Below are 20,552 nucleotides of genomic sequence, written 5' to 3'. Positions count from 1 at the left end.
GAAGCCAAAAAAAGCATAAAAAGAGTGCGCGAAATTCGTGTTCATCTTTTAAATGTAATCAATTCATGGCCGCTGTGCAAGCGCGCTGAGCGAAATTCTAACAAGTCGCGAGCGGCTGTGGTTGGCATCCCACTGAAATATCAGGAAATTTGATGCCTTATACCGCTTGGCGACCCCTCACTGACCCGTTACTGCGTACCACCCATGACCAGGCCATCAATTCGAAGGGTAGGCTGGCCTACACCCACGGGTACACTCTGGCCTTCTTTGCCACAGGTGCCTACGCCGTCGTCAAGCGCCATGTCATTGCCCACCATTGAAATTTTGGTGAGCGACTCCGGACCGTTGCCAATCAAGGTAGCGCCCTTGAGTGGGTAAGTGATTTTGCCATTTTCAATTTTGTAGGCCAGCGACGCTGAAAACACAAACTTGCCGCTGGTAATGTCCACTTGGCCACCACCAAAGTTAACTGCATACACACCGTCTTTCACACTGGCGATAATTTCCTCGGGGGTTTTGTCGCCGTTTAACATGTAGGTGTTGGTCATGCGGGGCATGGGCAAGTGGGCAAAACTCTCTCGGCGACCGTTGCCAGTCACCGGCATTTTCATCAGCCGTGCATTCGTAATGTCTTGAATGTAGCCTTTCAAAATACCGTCTTCAATCAAGGTGGTGCACTGGGTTTTGTTGCCTTCATCGTCGATGTTCAAAGAACCCCGGCGGCTTGCCAAAGTACCGTCGTCCACGATGGTGACACCCTTGGCTGCTACGCGTTGGCCGATCATGCCTGAAAATGCGCTGCTGCCCTTGCGGTTGAAGTCGCCTTCCAGGCCATGGCCAATTGCTTCATGCAGCAAGATTCCGGGCCAACCAGAACCCAGTACCACGGTCTGCAAACCGGCAGGCGCAGGGCGGGCTTCCAGATTGATCAGGGCCTGATCCACCGCTGTGTGAGCATGGTGCATCAGGAAAGCATCGTTGAAATGACCAAAGTCATACCGGCCACCAGCGCCCGATGAACCGGTTTCACGGCGGCCTTTTTGTTCAACCACCACGCTGACATTCACGCGCACCAAGGGGCGCACATCGGCAGCCAGAACACCGTCGCTGCGCGCAACCAGCACCACGTCATAAGCACCCACGATGTTCGCCATCACTTGCTTCACGCGTTTGTCGCGCTTGCGGGCAAATTGCTCAAGGCGCTTGAGCAAATCAACTTTCTCAGTCGATGTCAGCGTTGGAATCGGGTTCAAGGGGCTGTAAAGTGCACGGCTTTCCGCACCCGCGAAGCCCTTGCCTGTTTTCAGGTTGCGATTTGCTGTTTTTCCCAGGCTTGCGATTTCGCGCACCGATTTGGCAGCCGCCAGAATGGGTTTGAAGGCGATGTCATCGGAATAAGCAAATGCTGTTTTGTCACCGCTGACCGCGCGTACACCCACACCTTGTTCAATGTTGTAGCTGCCCGATTTCACAATGCCTTCATCGAGTGACCAGCCTTCTATGCAACCGTACTGAAAGTACAAGTCAGCAAAATCAACTTTGTGGGAAAAAATTTCACCAAAGGCCTTTTGAATGTGACCTTCGTCGATACCGTAGGGGGTCCACAACAGGCTTTGGGCAATGGCCAGGTTTGAAATGGCGGGGTCTACTACTTTCATGTTGAATCCTTTAAAGCACGCGGTGCGTAAGTGCGGGCAAGCTGTTTCGCACATCAACTATCTTAGCAGGGTCAAGCTGACCCAGCACGACCCCTTCGCCTTCTTCCAGCACATTCTCAACCTCACCCCACGGGTTCACCACCATGGAATGGCCCCAGGTGCGGCGCCCATTCTCATGCACACCACCTTGGCCGCAAGCCAGCACGTAACACTGGTTTTCAATGGCACGGGCACGCATCAACACCTCCCAGTGGGCGCGCCCAGTGGTGTAGGTGAAGGCAGCGGGCATCACAATTAAATCCACCGGCCCCATGGCACGGTAAAGTTCAGGGAAACGCAGGTCGTAGCACACGGACAAGCCGATTTTGAAGCCGTCTACATCAGCCACTACCGGTGTTTTTCCGGGAAGTAAAACCCGTGCTTCATCGTAACTTTCCTGCCCCTTGGTGAAACAAAACAAGTGAATTTTGTCGTAGCGGGCCGTGCATTCACCTTGGGGATTGAATACCAAGGCTGTGTTGTACACACGGCCGTCGACGTCGCTGGCAATTGGCAGGGTGCCTGCCACGATGTGCAGGTTGCGCACCACCGCCTGGTCGGCCAGAAATTGTTGAATAGGACCATTGCCGAAAGGCTCGACAATCGCCAGTTTGTCGGTGTCTTTGTGTCCCATCAGGCAAAAATATTCTGGCAACAGTACCATGCGCGCACCTTGCCTGGCGGCCTGCCCAATTAAGCGTTGCGCAATATCCAGGTTCCGTTCAAGGTCGGGGGTTGCAATCATTTGCAAGCTTGCCACGGTCATGGATTTGCTCATGCTAATTCCTTGTGTTGGGATCATTGGTGGGCGGGGTAACTGCATCGCCCTTGCGCACACGCTCAATCACCGGGGCCGCCCAAGGGCCGCTCACTTTGTACTGAAACGAGAAGATTTTCGACAGCGGATCTTTCAGGACAAAGTCAGCAATCAGCGATGCGATTCCTACAGCCGGGTTGGCTGCAATCACCGAGTAAATCAGCGATCCGCCCGTGGGATTCAAATCGGGCAACACCACCACATTCAGGTTTTGTGTTTCGCTTTCCAGGTCCAGTTTTCCGTCCATCAACACGGTGGCGCTGGGCCCGGTCATTTTGAAGTTCTGGGTGCTGGCAATGCCCTCCTTCATGGCCACATCAGCCTCCATGGTGTCGTAGGCGAAACCCTCAGAAAATACGTCTTTGAAATCGAGCGTGAAACGACGTGGAATGCTTTGCAAAGAAAGCACACCCAGCAATTTGGCAACACCAGGGTCTGCCTTCAAAAACTGCCCTTTGCTGCTTTTCAACTTGAATTGCCCGCTCAAGCTGCCATAGTCAATGTTCGTGGGGGCATCATTCCAGCGCAACCGCCCAACCAGCGTACCCTCGCCACCTTGAAACACCCCGGCCATGCCAAGTCGGGTTAACAAGCCTCCCGCATTTTTCACGGTTTGGTCGACTTCAATGTCGGTGCGCTGATTTTTCAGGTTTTCACCGTACTGCCAAACCCCCTTGGCCCTGGTAATCGATTCGGGGTTTTCAATGCGCAGTTCTTCCAGCTTCCACTCTTTCGGGCGTTGACCCAGTGCGGCGCGCGCCTGCTCCTCACGGGTTTGGTTAACAGCAATTAATTTCAGGTTGCCCAAAACCAAATCATTCAAGGTGAAGTTGTCCACCTGCACGTCCAAAGCCGGAATGCTGGAGGCTGGTTCTTCAACCAAATCGCGTATGTTGCTATCGAGCGTTTTGGGAATGGCCAAGGTTTTGAAACGCGCCAACACTGCACCGTCTGGCCTTTGTTTGTCGGAGATCCAGGAGAGATAACCATCAACCCCCTTGGCTTTCACATCGAACTGCCATCTTTTCTCTACCGTGCGGGCGGCCACGGATACACCTTCAAATGATTTGCTCCCCACATTCAGGCGCTCGGTGCGAATACCCACCTTTAATTTTACATTGGTGGCCGCGGTAGGGTCGCCCATCAATTCGCCCATCAATCCTGTGTTACCCGAAGCCGAGGTGACATCGTTAAAAATGGTGCGCCAGGTGTCCAAATCAATTGCCGGCACCCGAATATCACCTTGTATTCCAGCAGTGGGCGCTGCCAGAGGCGCGCCGATTGCAAACTGTATGGAATCAATACCCGCCTGCCCGGCTTCTTCAAGAACAATTGCACGGAGTTGTGCCAGCGGTTTTGCATCCGGGCCCAAATCGACTTGCCAACGTTCGCCTTGCGCGCTGGCAGTTTGATTCAGCCTGAATGGCAAACGGGCATCCGTTTTCTTTGTAAAAGGTGCAGGTAACTTGACTTCCAAACCCTGCAATTGGCTGTTGACATCCACCGTCACACCATTCTCGCGAGTGGATACAAGCACTGAATAAGGTGTGCTACCTCCGAGGTAAGGTTCGCTCAGAGGGTTCAAATACTGGGCAAGCCCCTTGGCGCGCGCAGTACCGTTGGCACGAATTTCCATACGCCCGTTGGCATCGGTGGTGCCTTTGACCACCACAGGTCCACCCAAAGCCTGACCCAAAAGCTGGTCGATAAACAAACCTTTGTTGGAGAACTGGATCACTCCATCCACATTGCTGACCATCGGCATGCCCCGCACCACTCGAATGGCATTGCCTTTCAATTTCAAATCGCCCTTGACCTGGGTTTTTTCAGGGTCGGCAATTGGAATGGTCAGGCGTAAATCCAGGTTGGCGTTGCCTTCCACCTGAGCATTGATCAGCGCCTCATTCAAAATTTCCCGAACCGGGCTTTGATTCACAAAGGCCACCATTTTGCCCAACTCACCCTGGCCTTGCCCCTTGATTTCCAGCAAGGGTTCCCAAGCATCCAGGTTATCAATGCTGGCCTGCACATCTTTCAAAGCCACACCAGCGGTTTCAGCTTGATCTGCCTCAATTGACATGCGTTTGCCAATAAACAATACCTTGCCGTTCACCTTCTGAATGCCAGGCCAGCCAGGGGCATAAGTCAGCTCACCGTTCTCAATCGGCACGTCGATTCTAAACACACCGGGGTGTTTGGGGTCGGCAAAGGGAAAGTCGCTCAAGCGGCCAGACAGTTCAAACTGGCCATTTTTTGCCATTCCCGCTTTTAGATTCTCGGTTAGCCACTCACGGGCGCTGGCCCCAACCACCAATGGCAGATAGTTGGCCACACGCCCAAGGTTGGCCATGGGCAAAGTGCCCTTGATATCGATGACATCCGATTCCTCCCGGCGAAACTGGTAAGCACCAGCCACTTGGGCCTGTAAATCAGCATTGGCGACCTTCAGTTGCTCCACGGAAAATTCTGCTGGCTGATTGGCCGTGAATACATCCCGCCAAGCACCACTGCCTTCAATCGAATCGAACGCCAGGGTCTCCGCTGCAAATATTTCGGGCAATGAAATTTCAGAATTATTGCCGACCAAGCTCCATTCGCCTTTGGAATCACTGCCTTTGAAGGTGCCACTGAGATTCTTGAAACCGGTGATTCGCCCATTCGATTTTGGTGAAGGGTCGCGATACAAAACGGTGAGCTTGCTGAAATCAACATCGGACTTGAACGAGACTGACTCCTCGTGTGGCTTCTTACCCGTGGTACGCCAATCCAGTGCAACACGGTTAATTCGCCCGGCCACTTCGAAAGACTTCAAAGGCTCCAGCCGTTGAAGCTGCCCCAGGTGCGGGCCCAACTCGAGCACCACCGCCTGGGCCTGGGCTGCGTCCAGTTGCTGGATTTGAACCCCCCAATCCACTCCGCCTGCACCTTCTTCTTTTTTCAGGGACAAATCGGTTGGCCCAAACTGTTTTTGCCCGGCAATCTGGCCTTTCAATTGACGAATCGAAATGGCATTCGGCTCAAACAACGCATGCTGACCTTGCACCTCCACCAATGCGCTGGTGTTGGTCATGTCAAAAGGTGGAGCATCAACCTCGGGGTTGGAAAAACGCAATTTCCCGATTCGCGCATCCAGCAATGAACGCTGCACAAAACCGTCTTCAAAATCGATCCAGAGTTTTCCCTGTGGTTGGGTTAAATCCACATCCAGACCGAAGGTTTTAAACACCGACTCAAGTGGTGCAGTTTGATCCACCAAGGCACTGAGATAAAAACTGCCTTTCCATTTGGACACATCACCCAACTGGCGCTCCAACAAAGGCGTTTTAAAGTTCAAACGGGCATTCACTGGTGTTTGTGCCAGCACTGGCAACTTGAAGGTAAGACCCGCCTGGTGGCGGCTTAATCCGTTTTCCAGTAAAAGTTCGGTTTCGATGGCCTGGGCACTGGGAAATTGCCCCATGGCATCTTGCCAATTCAAGACACCATTTTTTAGCAACACACGTTGCTGCGCCAACAACCAGTCCAGCCCGGGGTTGCCCTGGCTGCCATCGTCCACCAAAGGTATGCCGGCAACTTCGATTACACCTTGCGAATTGCGCACTACACTGAGCGCCGGTGATTGCACTTCCAGATTCTTCAAACGGGGGTTAAACGCGAGAATGCTGGGCAAAGACCAGGTTAATTTAAGCTGATCGGCGGTGAAACCTGGTTCGCCGTTGGCTTGCGGCAGTCGAACGTTTTGCACCTCGAGCAAAGGCCCAAAACCGCGCCAGCTGGCTTGAATCTGACCAATTTCGATCGCAGTACCAGTTTGGGTTTGCAAGTACTGCTGAATTTCGGGACGGTAGCGGTCAATTTCAGGCAGCACCAACCACTTGATGGCCAACAGCGCCATACACAGTGGGGTATACACAGCAATCAACACCCAAAACAGCACCGCCCCTGCACGCCGAAGCGAGGGGATGCCCTTGACTTGTTGCACCAGTGCCTGGTTTGTTCCTTCCTGCAAGAAATACCGCCCGAATAATCGTCAACACCTGTAGTACGCTATTGTAGAACCAAGCTTCCCTTTATTACGACACGCATGAACGACCCACTGGATTTCTATCATCAGGTTTGGCCCACCCACTCCGAATATGCCAAACGCTGGCTCAACCGTTTCCCTCAATGGGACAGCACCGAGCACGATGAAGACCACCTTTTGAACTGCATTGAAACCTGGCTGGAGAAAGCGCGGGAGTTAAGCGACGAAAAAGCCCTGATGGCAGAACTTCGCCTGGTACGACAACGAAGCATGATTGAAATCATGCGCCGCGACCTGCAGGGCAAGGTTGACTTGTTCGAAGTGACAGAGGCCTTGTCCTTTCTGGCCGACGCCGCTGTACAAATTGCGCTGAAATTCAGCCACAAAATGCAGGCTGAGCGTTTTGGTGAACCGGCCGATGGCGATTGCATGATGGTGGTGGGCATGGGCAAGCTGGGCGGTCTTGAATTGAATGCCTCCAGCGACATCGACCTGATTTTTTTGTACAACCAGGATGGGGAAACACTGGGCGGCCCCACGGGTAAAACCCAATCCCATGCAGAATTTTTCACGCAGGTGGGCAAACGTGTCATCAAGATTATTTCGGAAGTAACCGACGAAGGTTTTGTGTTTCGGGTCGACATGCGCCTTCGCCCGAATGGCGACTCAGGCCCACTGGTGGTAAGCCTGGACATGCTGGAGGAGTACTTCGTGGTGCAAGGCCGCGAATGGGAGCGCTATGCCTGGATCAAGGCCCGTGTGGTGAACTGGGCGGTAGACCCGGCGCAAGACGCGGCTTTTCAGCAAAGCCTGGACAACCTGAACAACATTGTTCGGCCTTTTGTGTTTCGTAAATACCTGGACTTTGGATCCATTCGCGCTTTGCGGGCCTTGCATGTGCAAATTCGCAATGAAGTGAACAAACGAGAAAGCCAACACCCGGGCTCGGTGCATGTCAAACTGGGGCGAGGCGGTATTCGCGAAATTGAATTTACGGCACAGGCTTTTCAGTTGATTCGCGGCGGACGCGAACCCAAGCTGCAATTGCGACGCACGGTTGATGTGTTGGAAGTGTGCGTGGAGTTGGGGCTGATTACCAAAGACGACCACGACAGAATGGTGGCAGCCTACCGTTTTCTGCGAAACCTTGAACACCGCCTGCAGTATGTGGACGACGCGCAAACCCACCGCTTGCCAGCCAGCCCGACTGAGGTGCTGCGCATTGCGCGATCCATGGGATTTCAAGACCCAGGCAATTTTATGAAGGCTTTGAACCGCCACATGGATTACGTGGCGAGCCACTTTGATGTCGTGTTTGGCGACAAACAGGAAGACGAAGAAACCCCCAGCCTTGAACTGCCATGGGCAGACACGCTCACCCAAGGGTTCACACACCCTCAAGCTGCGCAAGATCGTTATCAACACCTGATTGAATCGAGTCGTTATCAGGCTTTGCCAAGCGCGCACCGGGAACGGGTTGACCGTTTGATGCCCACTTTGCTGGCCGCAGCCGGCGCATCTTCGGCACCAGACTCCTGCTGGCGTTACTGCTGCGACCTGATTGAAACCGTATCGCGCCGTGGGGCTTACCTCAGCTTGCTGGACGAATACCCAATAGCCCGCATGCGAGTCAGCAGAATGCTTGCGGCCAGCCCGTGGGCCGCCAACTTCCTGATCAAACACCCACTGCTGCTCGATGAGTTGCTAGACAGCAGAACCCTGCTGACGCCACCCGATTTTGCTCAATGGAAACAGCAATTGCGTGAACTGCTCGACCAAGCCAAATTGCCCGACGGTCAGCCCGACCTTGAACGTCAAATGGACCTGATTCGGGAACAGCACCATGCGCAACTATTCCGGGTACTGACACAAGACCTTGAAAACCTGTTGACAGTGGAGCATGTCTCGGACCTGTTGTCTGAACTGGCCGATTGCACACTCGAAATTATTCTGGAACGCGCATGGGACCAGTTGCCGAAACGGCACCGCGCACAACCTCGGTTTGCGGTGGTGGCCTATGGCAAACACGGCGGCAAAGAGTTGGGTTACTCCTCCGACCTGGACTTGATTTTTTTGTTTGAAGACGAGGATGACCGCGCCCCAGATTTGTATGCCCAACTGGCCAAGCGCATGAACCGCTGGCTGACTACACAAACCGCAGCAGGCACTTTGTTTGAAACTGATTTTCGACTGCGACCCAACGGCGAAGCTGGCTTGCTGGTAAGCAGCGTGGCATCGTTTGAAGACTATCAACGCCGCGAAGGCGGTGTGGGCGCCTGGTTTTGGGAACACCAGGCACTAACCCGTGCGCGCTTTTGTGTGGGCGATGTAGAGATTGGTAAAAAATTTGAGACGCTGCGGGAAGAAATTTTGCAACTGCCCCGCGACTGGAATGACGTGAAGAAAGAAGTGATCACCATGCGCCAGAAAATGCTGGATGGACACCCCAACCACACAGAGCTGTTTGATGTAAAACACGATTTGGGCGGCATGGTGGATGTGGAATTCATGGTGCAGGCCTTGGTGCTGGGCTACGCTAACAAGCACCCTGACCTGACAAAAAACAAAGGCAATATTGCCTTGTTGAAAAAAGCTGGGGAACTGGGACTGGTGCCGGCTGAGCTTGCCAATTATGTGGCCGATGCCTACCGACAACTGCGGGCCAAGCAACATGCCTTGCGGCTGGCAGGACATGACAAATCACGCACCAGCGACCCCGCGTTGATGGTGATGAGAAAGCCGATTCGGAAACTTTGGGAAACCCTGCTGGGCTGAGGTGTAAACCGTCAGTGACCCGCTTTTATTTGGGCACGGTAACCTGATACATCCGCTTTTGCAGGGTGCCGGTTTTCCGGGCCAGGAAAGGCGAATTTCTGCGTTTGTCAAAATAGCGTGGCGCAGGCAACATGCCTGCCATGCGCGCAGCCTGATAGCTGCTCAGTTGTGCAGCACTGACGCCGTAGTGGTGTTTTGCGCCGGCCTGCGCACCGTATACGCCGTTGCCCCATTCCACCACATTCAGGTACACCTCCAGAATACGGCGTTTGTCCCAAAGCGCTTCAATCATCAAAGCGATGACCAACTCCTGACCTTTGCGAATGTAGCTCCGCTTGCTGGTCAAGAACAGGTTTTTGGCCAACTGCTGGGTGATGGTAGAGCCACCGTGTGTCACCCTTCCTCGTCTTTCATTGCGTTTAATGGCCAATTGAATGGCTTCCATTTCCACGCCCTTGTGAGTCATGAAACCGCTGTCTTCAGCTGCGATTACGGCACGCTTTAAGTTCAAGGAAATTTTGTCGTAAGGCACCCATTCATGTTTCAACTGAAAACCCGGTTCGGTCTTGCGAATTTCAGCCAAACGGGTTTGCATGAAACTGGTGCTGCTGGGGTTCACATGAGTCCACACCGCAATTTGCGCCAAATACCAAAGCTGTAACAACACGATGGCGCAGAATCCCCAAAAGAAAATTCGCCACAACCACACCAATGGATTCAGGCTGAATTTGCGCTTGCTGCCACCAGGAGAAGATTTTCTGCGAGCCATGGTCATTGTTGTTTTGCTTTGGCAAGCAAGGCTTGCCGAACTTTGGTTAAAGTTTCAAGGGCATTGGGCGACTGCCCGGTCCATACTTCAAAGGCGAGCTGGGCTTGAAAAACCAACATGCCCAGGCCGTCGCTGCACGGTAACTCCAGCTTACTGACAGACCGAATAAATGCTGTGGGTTCGGCGGCATACATCATGTCGTAGACCAATACAGCGCGCGCGTACCAATCAGGGTGAAGTGCAGGTACATCCCCTTTTAGACTGCTTGACGACGCATTCACAATCACCACCGGTGCGCCGGGCACATCAAAATGAGAAGGCGGTGTATCCAGCCCGCCACCGGCTGCGGGAAGATCAATCGCTTCCGCACGCTGCGCCAGCTGGCGCGCTTTGTCCACAGTTCGGTTAAGTACAGTAAGGTGCTGAACACCCGCCTGCTGAAAAGCCGCCACACAACCGCTGGCTGCGCCACCTGCACCGATCATCAATATCTGGCATTGCTCCAGTCGCAAACCCAGCGTATTTAACTGGCGGTTCAAGTCGCGGCACAAGCCCCCACCATCGGTGTTGTCGGCCAGCACAGTGCCATCGACGTTGAATTTCAAGGTGTTGGCCGCCTGCGCGAATTCTGCGGCGGGTGTCAGCGAATTGGGAGGCTTGCCAGCCAATGCAAAGGCATCCAGCTTGAATGGCACGGTCACATTGGCGCCCTTCACACCCGCAGCCTGCAGCGCTGCTACAGTTTGTGCAAAACCATTCAGTGGGGCAAGCACTCGTTCATATTGCAAAGGCAAGCCAAGCTGCGCCGCAAAGTCGGAATGAATGAACGGCGACATGCTGTGTGCAATCGGATTCCCGATCACCACATACCGATCTGCTTGACGAATCAATGCATTCAACAACGAATCTCCCTGAACTTAATACTCGGTACTGATGGTGTCACGGCTGAACACCCAGGTGCGTGTAATCGCCAAAATATCGGCCTTCTGCCGCATCTCTGAGGGAAAAGGTGGGAACGGCGTAGACATTCTCAAAATTCTTAATGCAGCGCGATCCAACACGGCCGATCCCGAAGAACGGTCGACTTCCACATCTTCCAGCGTGCCATCAGCACGCACATAGGCAGTCAGCCTTAACTTGCCGTAAATACGGCCTTTCAGTTCATCGGGGTAATTCGCATTGCCCACCTGTTCTACCTTGGCGCGCCACGCCTCCTCGTAAATTGCAAAAGCATAGGGCGAGGTACGTGGCGAGAAAAAATGCTTGCGTGGACGTTCGTTGTAGCTTTTGATGTTGTCGGCAATTTGAGCCTGCAACCGCTTGATTTCAAGCGCACGCTGGCTTTTCGGATCATTGCCGGGGCGCGTGTCCAGCACTTCGTTTTGCGGTGTGGTGCGCAACTCCGCACCCGCCAAATTGCGCTGCAAGGCCTCCAGCTCCTTCAGCCGTTCCTGGCTGGCGATCAGTTCGCGCTGGTTGACCTTGTCATCCGCTTGTCCGGGCAAAGTGGTCGCCCGGCCCTTGTCTGCTTGCCCGCCACCATCCAGTGCAACTTGTGCAAGTACTTTGGCATCGGTGGGCGTTTTTTGCGATTGCGCATTCACCAGAATCACTTCCAGCGGACGACTAAAAGCGGTGTCTACTTTCGGTTTTGAGAAATGCACCAGCAACAACAAGGCGTGAAGAAGCACCGACAACACCAGTGCCTTTTTCAAGTCGATCCCGCCCAGTGGTGCGCGCAGCGAAGTCAAGCTGCAGAACCTCCTGCGGAATCGTCTGGAGGATTGAGCCCCTCCGACTCACCCGCTTCAAGCACCGCCACCGGCGCCTCGGGAAGTTCAACCTCCTCTTCCTCGTCGTCATCCAGCAAGCGCGTTGCTGTGCCTTTTTTCAAGGCAATCAACTTGCAAGAAACTGTAAGGGTCAGTTCATCCACCTGATCCAACTCAACCTCTACCTGCACCCCACGGCCTGGCGAAGTAACGCCCACCAAGCGAACAAACAGGGGAATGTCGTCCAGGCGCACCAGTTCGTCCTTCACCACCACGCCGTCAAACTGTTTGCGGCCCTTTTGCTGAATCCAGCGCAAGCACCAGTAGCGTTCCATACTTTGCTGGAATTCGGCATAGGCTTTGTAAGTCACATCAAAACTGTTCACGGCTGACAGCAATTCCGCATCGGTTGCGGTGTACACCGGTGGTTCCTGGCGAAGCAGCGAAATCAATTGCTGCTGGTTCACCAGGTCAACATAACGGCGCAAAGGCGAAGTACTCCAGGCGTATTGCGGCACGCCCAAACCCACATGCGGCGCGGCATGGGTCGACATTCGCACACGTCCCATAGGCGGTTGTACCCTGTAAATTCCAGTGACTTTGCACTCGTCGAGCATACCGCCCCACTCGCGGTTCACATAGATCATCCATTCAGCCACCAACAAATCCAGTGGCGCATCGCGGCGGCGGGGCTGAATTTCAACGGTGCCGTCATCACTCACGTAGAAATTAAAATCAATCCGTGTGTGCTTCTCGGGCTGCCCACGAACAATTTCCCGCTCCATTCGCAACACACACGAACTTTTCCACAACATTTTCAGGGCAGGGAAAAATTCACCCACCGTATCCAGTTCATTCAGATCGGGGTCTTCCAGCACCTCTTTCGACAAAGCCGCATCCAGGTGATTGTGGCGCAAGTTCGCTGCCATGGGCACTTGCTCAATCGCGCTGTAAGGCTCGCTGATCAGCTCACCTGTTTCAGTACTCACTTCCACATAAATGCTGACCGATGGCACTGTTCGCCCTTCGGCCAATGTGGCCAGCTCAACCACCTGGTCGGGCAACATGGTGATTTTATCGCCGGGCGCATACACGGTAGACAAGCGCTCGCGGGCCACGCGATCATATGGACTCCCGCGCTCAATCAAGAGCGCAGGCGCTGCAATGTGCACACCAATTCGGGCGCGTTTTTCATCCAGCCACACCACGCTGAATGCATCGTCAATTTCCGTGGTTGAAATATCATCAACCGAAAACGCGCGCACATTCGCCACGGGCAACTCCGCCAACTCGGCGGGCACCTCGGGCGCAGGCAAATCAATTTCCGGGCCTTTCGGGAAATACACGGCAGCAAAACGTGCACGCATCATTTCATGCACAGATTTAAAAGCGCCACATTCAATCAACAACACATCGGGCGACCGGCCCGCTTCCGTGCAAGCCAGCATCAAGGCTTTGTATTCGGCGCTGTTTTTGTCGGGCCGAACCAGCAATGTGGCTGCCTGTTTTGCAAAACCGTCGGGCAGTTCACGGCGAACCAAGGCATCGGCCCAGGCTTGTTGCTGTTCAGCCGCCAGGCGTTTTTTCTCCAAACCGGCCAAAGCAGCCTGCAAAATTTCTGGCGGGGCTGCACGGTACATGCCCTTGCCTTTGCGGTGAAAGTGAATGGGGGCAGCATGCAAAGCTGCCAGGGTGGCAGCCTGTTGCACCACTGTGGGTTTTTCACCGAAGTACTCTTGGGCCATGGCCGTGAAATCAAACTCGCCCTCAGGAGAACATTCCCACAAAAACTCGGTGTCCACTTCCTTGGCCAAAGCCTCAACCTGCGTGTGGAATTCTGCACATTCCAGCGCATCAAATTTCAGCATCACACTGTTGGATTTCACCTTGGTGCGTTTGCCATGCAAGGTTTCAACCTGATAGGCGTTGCCTTGCTCTTGAAGCACTCGGCCCACTTTGAAGGCTCCGGCCTCTTCGTAATACAAATTCATCAACTGTCCTAAATGTAGTTCTCGAGTTGGGGCAGGAAGACTTCCATGACCCACAACGGCGTTCTGTCGGGTTTGCGCGAAAAGCGCGCGCAACGCGCATACCAAACGCGGCCACTGCCCAGCCGGTTCATCTCGGCTTTCATCGCCGGGGGCAACAAGCGTTGCACCCAAGGCTGCTGCAAAGGCAAGCGTGCGAAATAAAGTTTGCCCCGTTTTACTTTTGGGTCGGAAAACAACACCGTGCCCAATGAGCGGGTGCCCAAACCCCGCCAAAAATGCCAATCATTTACTGGGCCATCCATTTCAACCAGAGTTTGGGCCAGCACCACAGGCGCGTTGTTCACGTGCAAGCGCACCAGCCGCTGCCGCATCATTTGCCCCGTTACACTTTGCCCCCTTGCTCCAGGCCCGCGTTTAATCAACACCTTGGCTTGCACAACAGGCTCTACTTTAAACCCATGGTTCAGGCGCACCAAACGCTGGGTGAGCGAACCGGGGGTACATGCCCAGTTTCGGGCCCAGGCAGGCCAGCTTGGCGGGCAACGCCTGGCCCACGCGACAACACCACTCATGGCAAACCCACAGCCAGCTTCACGAAGGGCAAAATATCATCAAAATCGCTCAAAGCGTGATCAGAACCGAGGAGGTGAAGTTGGTGTGCACCGCGGTAACGCGCCAGCATGGTGTCACAGTTCAGCACCTCATCGTCACGCGCAGCCACCAAAAAGTAACGTTGCGGGTTTGTCAGGCTGGTTTGCTCCATGGCTTTTAAATCGCCCAGGTAGGCGGGTACAAATTCGATTTCTTCATCAGAAAAATAAACCTTCTTTTTTCCGATTTGATCTTGCAGGTCGTCATAAGGCTTGATGGCCGGATTCAACAACACCACCGAAGCCTGAGCATGCAACTCTCCCAACACAGTGGCGTAATATCCTCCCAAGGAACTTCCAATGAAGGTCATCGACAATTCGGGTTGGCTGTGTAAACGGGCATCCAGGTGCTGCTCGATCATGGCCAATGCCTGCGCCGGCGAGGCAGGCAAATCGGGCACCCACAAATGGCTGCTTAAACCGGCCTGGTCAAAGGCATCAATCATCTTCTGGGCTTTCACCGATTTGGACGACGAACGAAACCCGTGCAGGTACACCACCAGATCGGCTACACCCGGGGTACGCGCAAAACCTCCCGGGCTGTGAAGGGTAAAGGGAGTCAAGCCTTCACCCGTGAAGCCAAAGCATCAATCAGTTTTTGGTGAATGCCGCCAAACGAACCATTGCTCATGGCCACCACCCAGTCACCCGGCTGTGCCTGGGAAACCACATGATCAATCACTTCATTCAAATTGTCGCTGGTGAACAATCTTTCACCGACGCTGCCCAAGGTATCGCGCACATTCCATTGAATACCTGCGGTGTAGCACACCACGGCCTGAGCCTCATCAAAGGAGGCAGGCAGTGCTTGCGCAAGGGTACCCATTTTCATGGTGTTGGAGCGCGGCTCGAACAGTGCAATCAAGCGGCCTGCGGGTTTGCCATTGGCCAAGGCAATTTCCGCCATGCGGGCTTTTGCGCCTTCCAGCGTAGTGGCAATGGCGGTTGGATGATGCGCAAAATCGTCGTACACCCTCACACCGGCCGCCTCGCCGCGCAATTCCATGCGGCGCTTTACACCCGGGAATTCGCTCAAAGCCTTGCATGCATCCGTTACCTTCACACCAACAGCATGCGCAGCAGCAATCACCGCCAAGGCATTGTTCACATTGTGCAGGCCTGACCAGTCCCATTCCACCTGGCCTTTTACCTCACCATGCATCAACACTTCAAATCGGGATGCGCCCAATACATGGGCTTGCCAGGGTGCCTCATCACCATTGGCGGAAAAACGCGCCACAGGAGTCCAGCAACCCCGTTTAAGTACCCGTTCCAAAGATTCCGTTTTGGCTGGGCATACCACCCGCCCTTCCGACGGCACGGTGCGCACCAGGTGGTGAAACTGGGTTTCAATGGCCGCAAGGTCGGGAAAAATGTCGGCGTGGTCGAACTCCAGGTTGTTCAATACAGCCACCACGGGGCGGTAATGCACGAACTTCGAACGCTTGTCGAAAAAGGCCGTGTCGTATTCGTCGGCTTCAATCACAAAACAGTCGCCCTGCCCCAATGTGGCTGATACGCCAAAACCGCCAGGTACACCACCAATCAAAAAGCCGGGGTTTAAACCTGCCTGTTGCAACACCCAAGCCAACATCGAACTGGTACTGGTTTTGCCATGCGTACCCGCCACAGCCAACACCTTGCGGCCACGCAAAATGTGTTCGCCCACCCACTGGGGGCCACTGGTGTAGGCCAGCCCCTGATTCAAAATTGCTTCCATCAGGGGGTTACCGCGCGAGACCACATTGCCCACCACCCACAGATCGGGCTTGATTGCCAGTTGCTCCACACCAAAACCTTCGGTCAACTCGATCCCCGCCTGGGTTAGCTGGGTGCTCATGGGTGGGTAAACATTGGCGTCGCAACCGGTCACGGTGTGGCCCAGGGACTTGGCCAACTGGGCAACACCGCCCATGAAGGTGCCACAAATCCCGAGAATGTGGATGTGCATTCTTTCTTCCTTTCAGAACAAGCCCATATTGTAGTGCCTGTGAATTTGGATACACTGCCGATATGGAAGAATTCTTCGCCCCGCAAGACGAACTTCGCATAGAAATTGCGATGACCGCAGCCCGACTGATTGCAGAGGAAGGCTTGGACTACGCCACCGCACGCAACCAGGCCGTGAAAGCATTGCTTGGAAAACAGCGTGTGCCCCGGGAGCGACTTCCTTCTGATCAAGACATTCAAGATGAACTGCGCGCCTACCAAGCCCTGTTTCAAGCCGACAGCCAACCCGGTGAATTGAACGAATTGCGTGAAGTTGCACTCCAATTCATGCAAGGTATACAGCAGTTCGAACCCATTGTGTATGGCGCAGCGGTCAATGGCACGGGCAGTGCTCATTCCGATGTTCACATCATTGCGTTCGCAGACGATGAAAAAGAAGTGGACTACTGGCTGTTAAACCAGAACATCCATTTCGACGCCTGTGAAGATGCCTTGTTGGCTGGAAAATCATTTCCGGCTGTGGCCTTTCGCTGGAAGCAGCGCTGGTTCCAGCTGGGTGTGGCCAGCCCGGTACAACGCAGGGGCCTGCTGAACCGGCAAGCCCCTGACGGAACCCTTTTTCAAACCGACATTGCGGGCTTGACCCGTTTGATAGACGCACCATGAGCAACAAACTTATCCCGATTCTGACCGCAGTCCTCGCCTTGGCGATTGGTCTGTATTTTGGCCTGAAACCCAAAAATGGCCCTGATTATCCTTTGAGTGGCTACACCTTTGATACGCCGCAAGGCGCATCGCTCGACTTGGGTGCACTGAAAGGCAAGGTTGTGGTTCTTAACTTTTGGGCCACATGGTGCCCACCCTGCGTGGAAGAAATGCCTGAACTGGACGAGCTGTATCCACAGCTTCAAGCCCAAAATGTGGAGTTGATCGGAATTGCAATTGATTCTCCCAGCAACGTGCAGCAATTTCTGCAAAAAACACCTGTAAATTACCCTATCGTGCTTGCAGGCATGACTGGTACAGAGCTTGGAAAAGCACTGGGTAACCAACAGGGTGGATTACCATTTACCGTCATTTTGGACGAAAATGGTAATGAAATACTCACAGAAGCCGGCAGAATACAGATGAGTACTATCACTAACGCACTGCAACGTTAAAATCGGGTATGCTCACGCAACGCCTGACTTGGGCGAACCGCGAAGCAAGGTTCATCAAAGCCCTCCAAGGTGGAAAATAATTGATTTTCAGTGCACACTAAGCGAAGTTAGGCTCAATTCACCTCGCGCTTGGTTGCGTACTGCCATACAAAACCAACCTCCCTAGATGGAGCAAGTAAATGGACCTCAGAAAGCTAAAAACATTGATCGACCTGGTCGCCGAATCCGACATTTCCGAACTGGAAGTGACTGAAGGCGAAGGCAAGGTACGCATCGTCAAAAGCCAGCCTCAATACACCATGGCCATGCCACAGCAAATGATGCAGCAAGCGCCAGCCATGGCGGCGCCAGCCGCGGCTGCGGCCCCTGCTGTTGCTGCTGAAGCACCCGCAGCACCAGCCGATGCCGGCCACAAAGTCACTTCACCCATGGTTGGCACGTTTTATCGCGCGCCCAGCCCCGGCGCATCCAATTTCGTGGAAATTGGCAGCACGGTGAAAGAAGGCCAAACCATCTGCATTATTGAAGCCATGAAGTTGCTCAACGAAATTGAGTGCGACAAGTCTGGTGTGGTCAAGGCCATCCTGGTCGAAAACGGTCAACCCGTGGAGTTTGGTCAAGCTCTATTCGTCATTGAATAGAACAGGAGCAGCCACCATGTTTGGAAAAATATTGATCGCCAACCGCGGCGAAATAGCCCTGCGCATTCTGCGTGCGTGCAAGGAAATGGGCATTAAAACCGTGGCGGTTTACTCCACCGCCGACGTGGACGCCAAGTATGTCAAGCTGGCCGATGAGTCGGTGTGTATTGGCCCCCCCAGTTCCAAAGAAAGCTACCTGAACATTCCAGCCATTATTAGCGCCGCAGAAGTGACCGATTCTGAGGCCATCCACCCGGGCTACGGCTTTCTGTCCGAGAATGCCAGCTTCGCCGACCGTGTCGAGAAAAGTGGTTTTGTGTTCATAGGCCCCCGTGCTGAATCCATTCTGCTGATGGGCGACAAGGTATCGGCCAAGCGGGCCATGATTGCTGCGGGCGTGCCTTGCGTGCCGGGTTCTGAAGGTGAATTGCCCGACGATCCACGCGAAATCGTGAAAATTGCACGCCAAGTGGGTTACCCGGTCATTATCAAAGCCGCTGGCGGCGGCGGTGGCCGCGGCATGCGTGTGGTGCACACCGAGGCCGCGCTGTTGAACGCAGTCACCATGACCAAAACTGAAGCCGGTTCTGCATTTAATAACCCGGCGGTTTACATGGAAAAATTCCTTGAAAACCCCCGCCACATTGAAATCCAGATTCTGGCCGACGAACACAAGAATGCCGTGTGGCTGGGCGAACGCGATTGCTCCATGCAACGCCGCCACCAGAAAGTGATTGAAGAAGCACCAGCACCGAATATTCCACGCCGCCTGATTGAACGGATTGGCGAACGCTGCGCAGAAGCCTGCCGAAAAATTGGCTACCGTGGTGCCGGCACCTTCGAATTTCTGTACGAGAACGGTGAGTTTTACTTCATTGAAATGAACACCCGCGTGCAAGTTGAACACCCGGTCACCGAAATGATTACTGGTGTCGACATTGTTCAGGAACAAATTCGCATTGCAGCGGGGCAAAAACTGCGTTTCCGCCAACGCGACATTGAATTCCGTGGCCATGCCATGGAATGTCGAATCAATGCGGAAGACCCGTTCAAGTTTGTGCCTTCACCTGGCCCAATCAAGAACTGGCATGCGCCTGGTGGCCCCGGCGTGCGCGTGGATTCCCATGTCTACAGTGGCTACAACGTGCCGCCGCACTACGATTCCATGATCGCCAAAGTGATTACTTACGGCGAAGACCGCAAGCAGGCCATGGCCCGCATGCGCCAAGCCCTGGCAGAATTGGTAGTCGATGGTATTAAAACCAACACAGCCTTGCACCGTGAATTGATGGAAGACGCCCGCTTTGTTGAAGGCGGCACCAGCATTCACTACCTTGAGCACAAACTGGAAGCACGTTTCAAGTAAATGAACCCACAGGCCACACCGCTGATACAAGCCAAACTCACCCTGCCCTTTGAGCAAGCCGACGAAGTTTCCGACCTGCTTATGGAGTTGGGGGCTTTGGCGGTCAGCCTGGAAGACGCCAATGCCGACAGCGAAGACGAGCAACCCTTGTTCGGCGAACCCGGCATGGAGCCAGAATCAGCGGCGTGGAATTTGAACCATGTGGTGGCCTTGTTTCGCAACAAAGCTGAAGGTGAGCAAATTTTCGGTGAAATCCCGGCCGAATTGCTGGGTGAAGCTGAAATTGATTACACCGAAGTGCCTCAGAAAGACTGGGTTCGTCTAACCCAGTCCCAGTTCGACCCCATTCCCATTTCAGCCCGTTTGTGGATTGTGCCCTCCTGGCACGAACCCCAAAACATCGACGATCGAATCAACCTGGTGCTCGATCCCGGCTTGGCCTTTGGCACCGGCTCACACCCTACCACTGCCCTTTGCCTTCGTTGGCTAAGCGAGTTTCCACTGAAGGGACAAAGTGTGCTGGATTACGGTTGTGGCTCGGGTATTTTGGGCATTGCAGCGCTTAAATTGGGCGCATCTGAAGCCATTGGCGTGGATATTGATCCCCAAGCTGTCGACAGCACCGCCTACAATGCCGGCAACAATGGCGTCGGAATGCCCTGTGGTTTGCCCGACTTTCCATTGGCCAAGCGCCAATTTCCGGTGGTGGTCGCCAATATTTTATCGAACCCGCTGAAAGTTTTAGCCCCATCGCTGTGCAACCATGTAGAAGCAGGCGGGCAACTGGTACTTTCTGGCGTGTTGGCCCGCCAGGCCGAAGAAGTGATTTCACATTACCGCCAATGGATCAACCTTGCGGTGTGGGCCGAGCGCGACGGCTGGGTATGCCTGCATGGCCAGAAAGCGGCGGACTGACCGCCTTGCACCCACCGGCAAGGTT

The 20,552-nt window shown here is 54.1% G+C and carries 16 protein-coding genes; 6 read left to right on the top strand and 10 right to left on the bottom strand.

The genetic code is table 11. From position 1 onward, the window contains the following. Positions 1-188: 188 nt before the first annotated feature. The 3 genes from tldD to B4N58_RS02050 are packed head-to-tail and all read right to left on the bottom strand — an operon-like array spanning position 189 to position 6,496. Complete coding sequence (gene tldD, locus B4N58_RS02060) at positions 189-1,658, bottom strand: metalloprotease TldD (protein ID WP_008250551.1); 1,470 nt, start codon at positions 1,656-1,658, stop codon at positions 189-191. A 10-nt stretch (positions 1,659-1,668) separates the two neighbouring features. After that, a complete protein-coding gene (locus B4N58_RS02055) occupies positions 1,669-2,475 on the bottom strand; it encodes a carbon-nitrogen hydrolase family protein (protein ID WP_291745347.1) in 807 nt (268 codons plus the stop codon). 1 nt (position 2,476) lies between these two features. Continuing rightward, positions 2,477-6,496, bottom strand: a complete 4,020-nt coding sequence (locus tag B4N58_RS02050; RefSeq protein WP_291745346.1) for a YhdP family protein — start codon at positions 6,494-6,496, stop codon at positions 2,477-2,479. 102 nt (positions 6,497-6,598) lie between these two features. Here B4N58_RS02050 and glnE point away from each other — a divergent pair, with 102 nt between their 5' ends. Next, on the top strand, positions 6,599-9,313 hold the full coding sequence (gene glnE / locus B4N58_RS02045; RefSeq protein ID WP_291745344.1) for a bifunctional [glutamate--ammonia ligase]-adenylyl-L-tyrosine phosphorylase/[glutamate--ammonia-ligase] adenylyltransferase: 2,715 nt from the start codon (positions 6,599-6,601) through the stop codon (positions 9,311-9,313). A gap of 25 nt (positions 9,314-9,338) precedes the next feature. Here the strand turns inward: glnE and mtgA are convergent, their stop codons facing one another. The 7 genes from mtgA to mpl are packed head-to-tail and all read right to left on the bottom strand — an operon-like array spanning position 9,339 to position 16,446. Next, the gene (gene mtgA, locus B4N58_RS02040; RefSeq protein WP_291745342.1) at positions 9,339-10,088 is read right to left on the bottom strand and encodes a monofunctional biosynthetic peptidoglycan transglycosylase; all 750 of its coding nucleotides are present in this window, start codon (positions 10,086-10,088) and stop codon (positions 9,339-9,341) included. Further along, positions 10,085-10,981, bottom strand: coding sequence for a shikimate dehydrogenase (gene aroE, locus B4N58_RS02035; protein WP_291745340.1), 897 nt, complete (start codon positions 10,979-10,981; stop codon positions 10,085-10,087). The genes mtgA and aroE overlap by 4 nt, the downstream gene beginning before the upstream one ends. A gap of 18 nt (positions 10,982-10,999) precedes the next feature. Then, positions 11,000-11,833: an energy transducer TonB gene (locus tag B4N58_RS02030; RefSeq protein WP_008250544.1), complete on the bottom strand. Its 834-nt coding sequence runs from the start codon at positions 11,831-11,833 to the stop codon at positions 11,000-11,002. Next, positions 11,830-13,845, bottom strand: a complete 2,016-nt coding sequence (locus B4N58_RS02025; RefSeq protein ID WP_291745337.1) for a ribonuclease catalytic domain-containing protein — start codon at positions 13,843-13,845, stop codon at positions 11,830-11,832. Before B4N58_RS02025 ends, B4N58_RS02030 begins: the two co-directional genes overlap by 4 nt. Before the next feature lie 8 nt (positions 13,846-13,853). Further along, positions 13,854-14,417: a chorismate--pyruvate lyase family protein gene (locus B4N58_RS02020; RefSeq protein WP_291745335.1), complete on the bottom strand. Its 564-nt coding sequence runs from the start codon at positions 14,415-14,417 to the stop codon at positions 13,854-13,856. Then, positions 14,414-15,058: a YqiA/YcfP family alpha/beta fold hydrolase gene (locus B4N58_RS02015; RefSeq protein ID WP_008250534.1), complete on the bottom strand. Its 645-nt coding sequence runs from the start codon at positions 15,056-15,058 to the stop codon at positions 14,414-14,416. The genes B4N58_RS02020 and B4N58_RS02015 overlap by 4 nt, the downstream gene beginning before the upstream one ends. Further along, positions 15,055-16,446: a UDP-N-acetylmuramate:L-alanyl-gamma-D-glutamyl-meso-diaminopimelate ligase gene (mpl, locus tag B4N58_RS02010; RefSeq protein WP_291745332.1), complete on the bottom strand. Its 1,392-nt coding sequence runs from the start codon at positions 16,444-16,446 to the stop codon at positions 15,055-15,057. Before mpl ends, B4N58_RS02015 begins: the two co-directional genes overlap by 4 nt. Positions 16,447-16,508: 62 nt before the next feature. Between mpl and B4N58_RS02005 the strand changes: the two genes are divergently transcribed. From B4N58_RS02005 to prmA, 5 genes are all read left to right on the top strand, one after another. Then, entirely contained in the window at positions 16,509-17,111 is a 603-nt protein-coding gene (locus tag B4N58_RS02005) for a hypothetical protein (RefSeq protein ID WP_008250530.1), read from the top strand. Then, positions 17,108-17,605, top strand: a complete 498-nt coding sequence (locus B4N58_RS02000) for a TlpA disulfide reductase family protein (protein ID WP_008250529.1) — start codon at positions 17,108-17,110, stop codon at positions 17,603-17,605. The genes B4N58_RS02005 and B4N58_RS02000 overlap by 4 nt, the downstream gene beginning before the upstream one ends. 179 nt (positions 17,606-17,784) lie before the next feature. Then, positions 17,785-18,246, top strand: coding sequence for an acetyl-CoA carboxylase biotin carboxyl carrier protein (gene accB, locus B4N58_RS01995; protein WP_008250527.1), 462 nt, complete (start codon positions 17,785-17,787; stop codon positions 18,244-18,246). 16 nt (positions 18,247-18,262) lie between these two features. Then, positions 18,263-19,612, top strand: coding sequence for an acetyl-CoA carboxylase biotin carboxylase subunit (gene accC, locus B4N58_RS01990; protein ID WP_008250526.1), 1,350 nt, complete (start codon positions 18,263-18,265; stop codon positions 19,610-19,612). After that, the gene (gene prmA / locus B4N58_RS01985; RefSeq protein WP_291745328.1) at positions 19,613-20,527 is read left to right on the top strand and encodes a 50S ribosomal protein L11 methyltransferase; all 915 of its coding nucleotides are present in this window, start codon (positions 19,613-19,615) and stop codon (positions 20,525-20,527) included. Positions 20,528-20,552: the final 25 nt, after the last annotated feature.

Source organism: Limnobacter sp. UBA3528 (assembly GCF_002377005.1).
Lineage (GTDB): Bacteria > Pseudomonadota > Gammaproteobacteria > Burkholderiales > Burkholderiaceae_B > Limnobacter.
This window is presented reverse-complemented; position numbering and strand designations above follow the sequence as displayed.

Bases quoted from the DNA above. Each gene is read 5' to 3' on its own strand.
- tldD (WP_008250551.1), bottom strand. From the start codon at position 1,658: ATGAAAGTAGTAGACCCCGCCATTTCAAACCTGGCCATTGCCCAAAGC.
- B4N58_RS02055 (WP_291745347.1), bottom strand. From the start codon at position 2,475: ATGAGCAAATCCATGACCGTGGCAAGCTTGCAAATGATTGCAACCCCC.
- glnE (WP_291745344.1), top strand. From the start codon at position 6,599: ATGAACGACCCACTGGATTTCTATCATCAGGTTTGGCCCACCCACTCC.
- mtgA (WP_291745342.1), bottom strand. From the start codon at position 10,088: ATGACCATGGCTCGCAGAAAATCTTCTCCTGGTGGCAGCAAGCGCAAA.
- B4N58_RS02025 (WP_291745337.1), bottom strand. From the start codon at position 13,845: ATGAATTTGTATTACGAAGAGGCCGGAGCCTTCAAAGTGGGCCGAGTG.
- B4N58_RS02020 (WP_291745335.1), bottom strand. From the start codon at position 14,417: ATGAGTGGTGTTGTCGCGTGGGCCAGGCGTTGCCCGCCAAGCTGGCCT.
- mpl (WP_291745332.1), bottom strand. From the start codon at position 16,446: ATGCACATCCACATTCTCGGGATTTGTGGCACCTTCATGGGCGGTGTT.
- B4N58_RS02005 (WP_008250530.1), top strand. From the start codon at position 16,509: ATGGAAGAATTCTTCGCCCCGCAAGACGAACTTCGCATAGAAATTGCG.
- B4N58_RS02000 (WP_008250529.1), top strand. From the start codon at position 17,108: ATGAGCAACAAACTTATCCCGATTCTGACCGCAGTCCTCGCCTTGGCG.
- accB (WP_008250527.1), top strand. From the start codon at position 17,785: ATGGACCTCAGAAAGCTAAAAACATTGATCGACCTGGTCGCCGAATCC.
- accC (WP_008250526.1), top strand. From the start codon at position 18,263: ATGTTTGGAAAAATATTGATCGCCAACCGCGGCGAAATAGCCCTGCGC.
- prmA (WP_291745328.1), top strand. From the start codon at position 19,613: ATGAACCCACAGGCCACACCGCTGATACAAGCCAAACTCACCCTGCCC.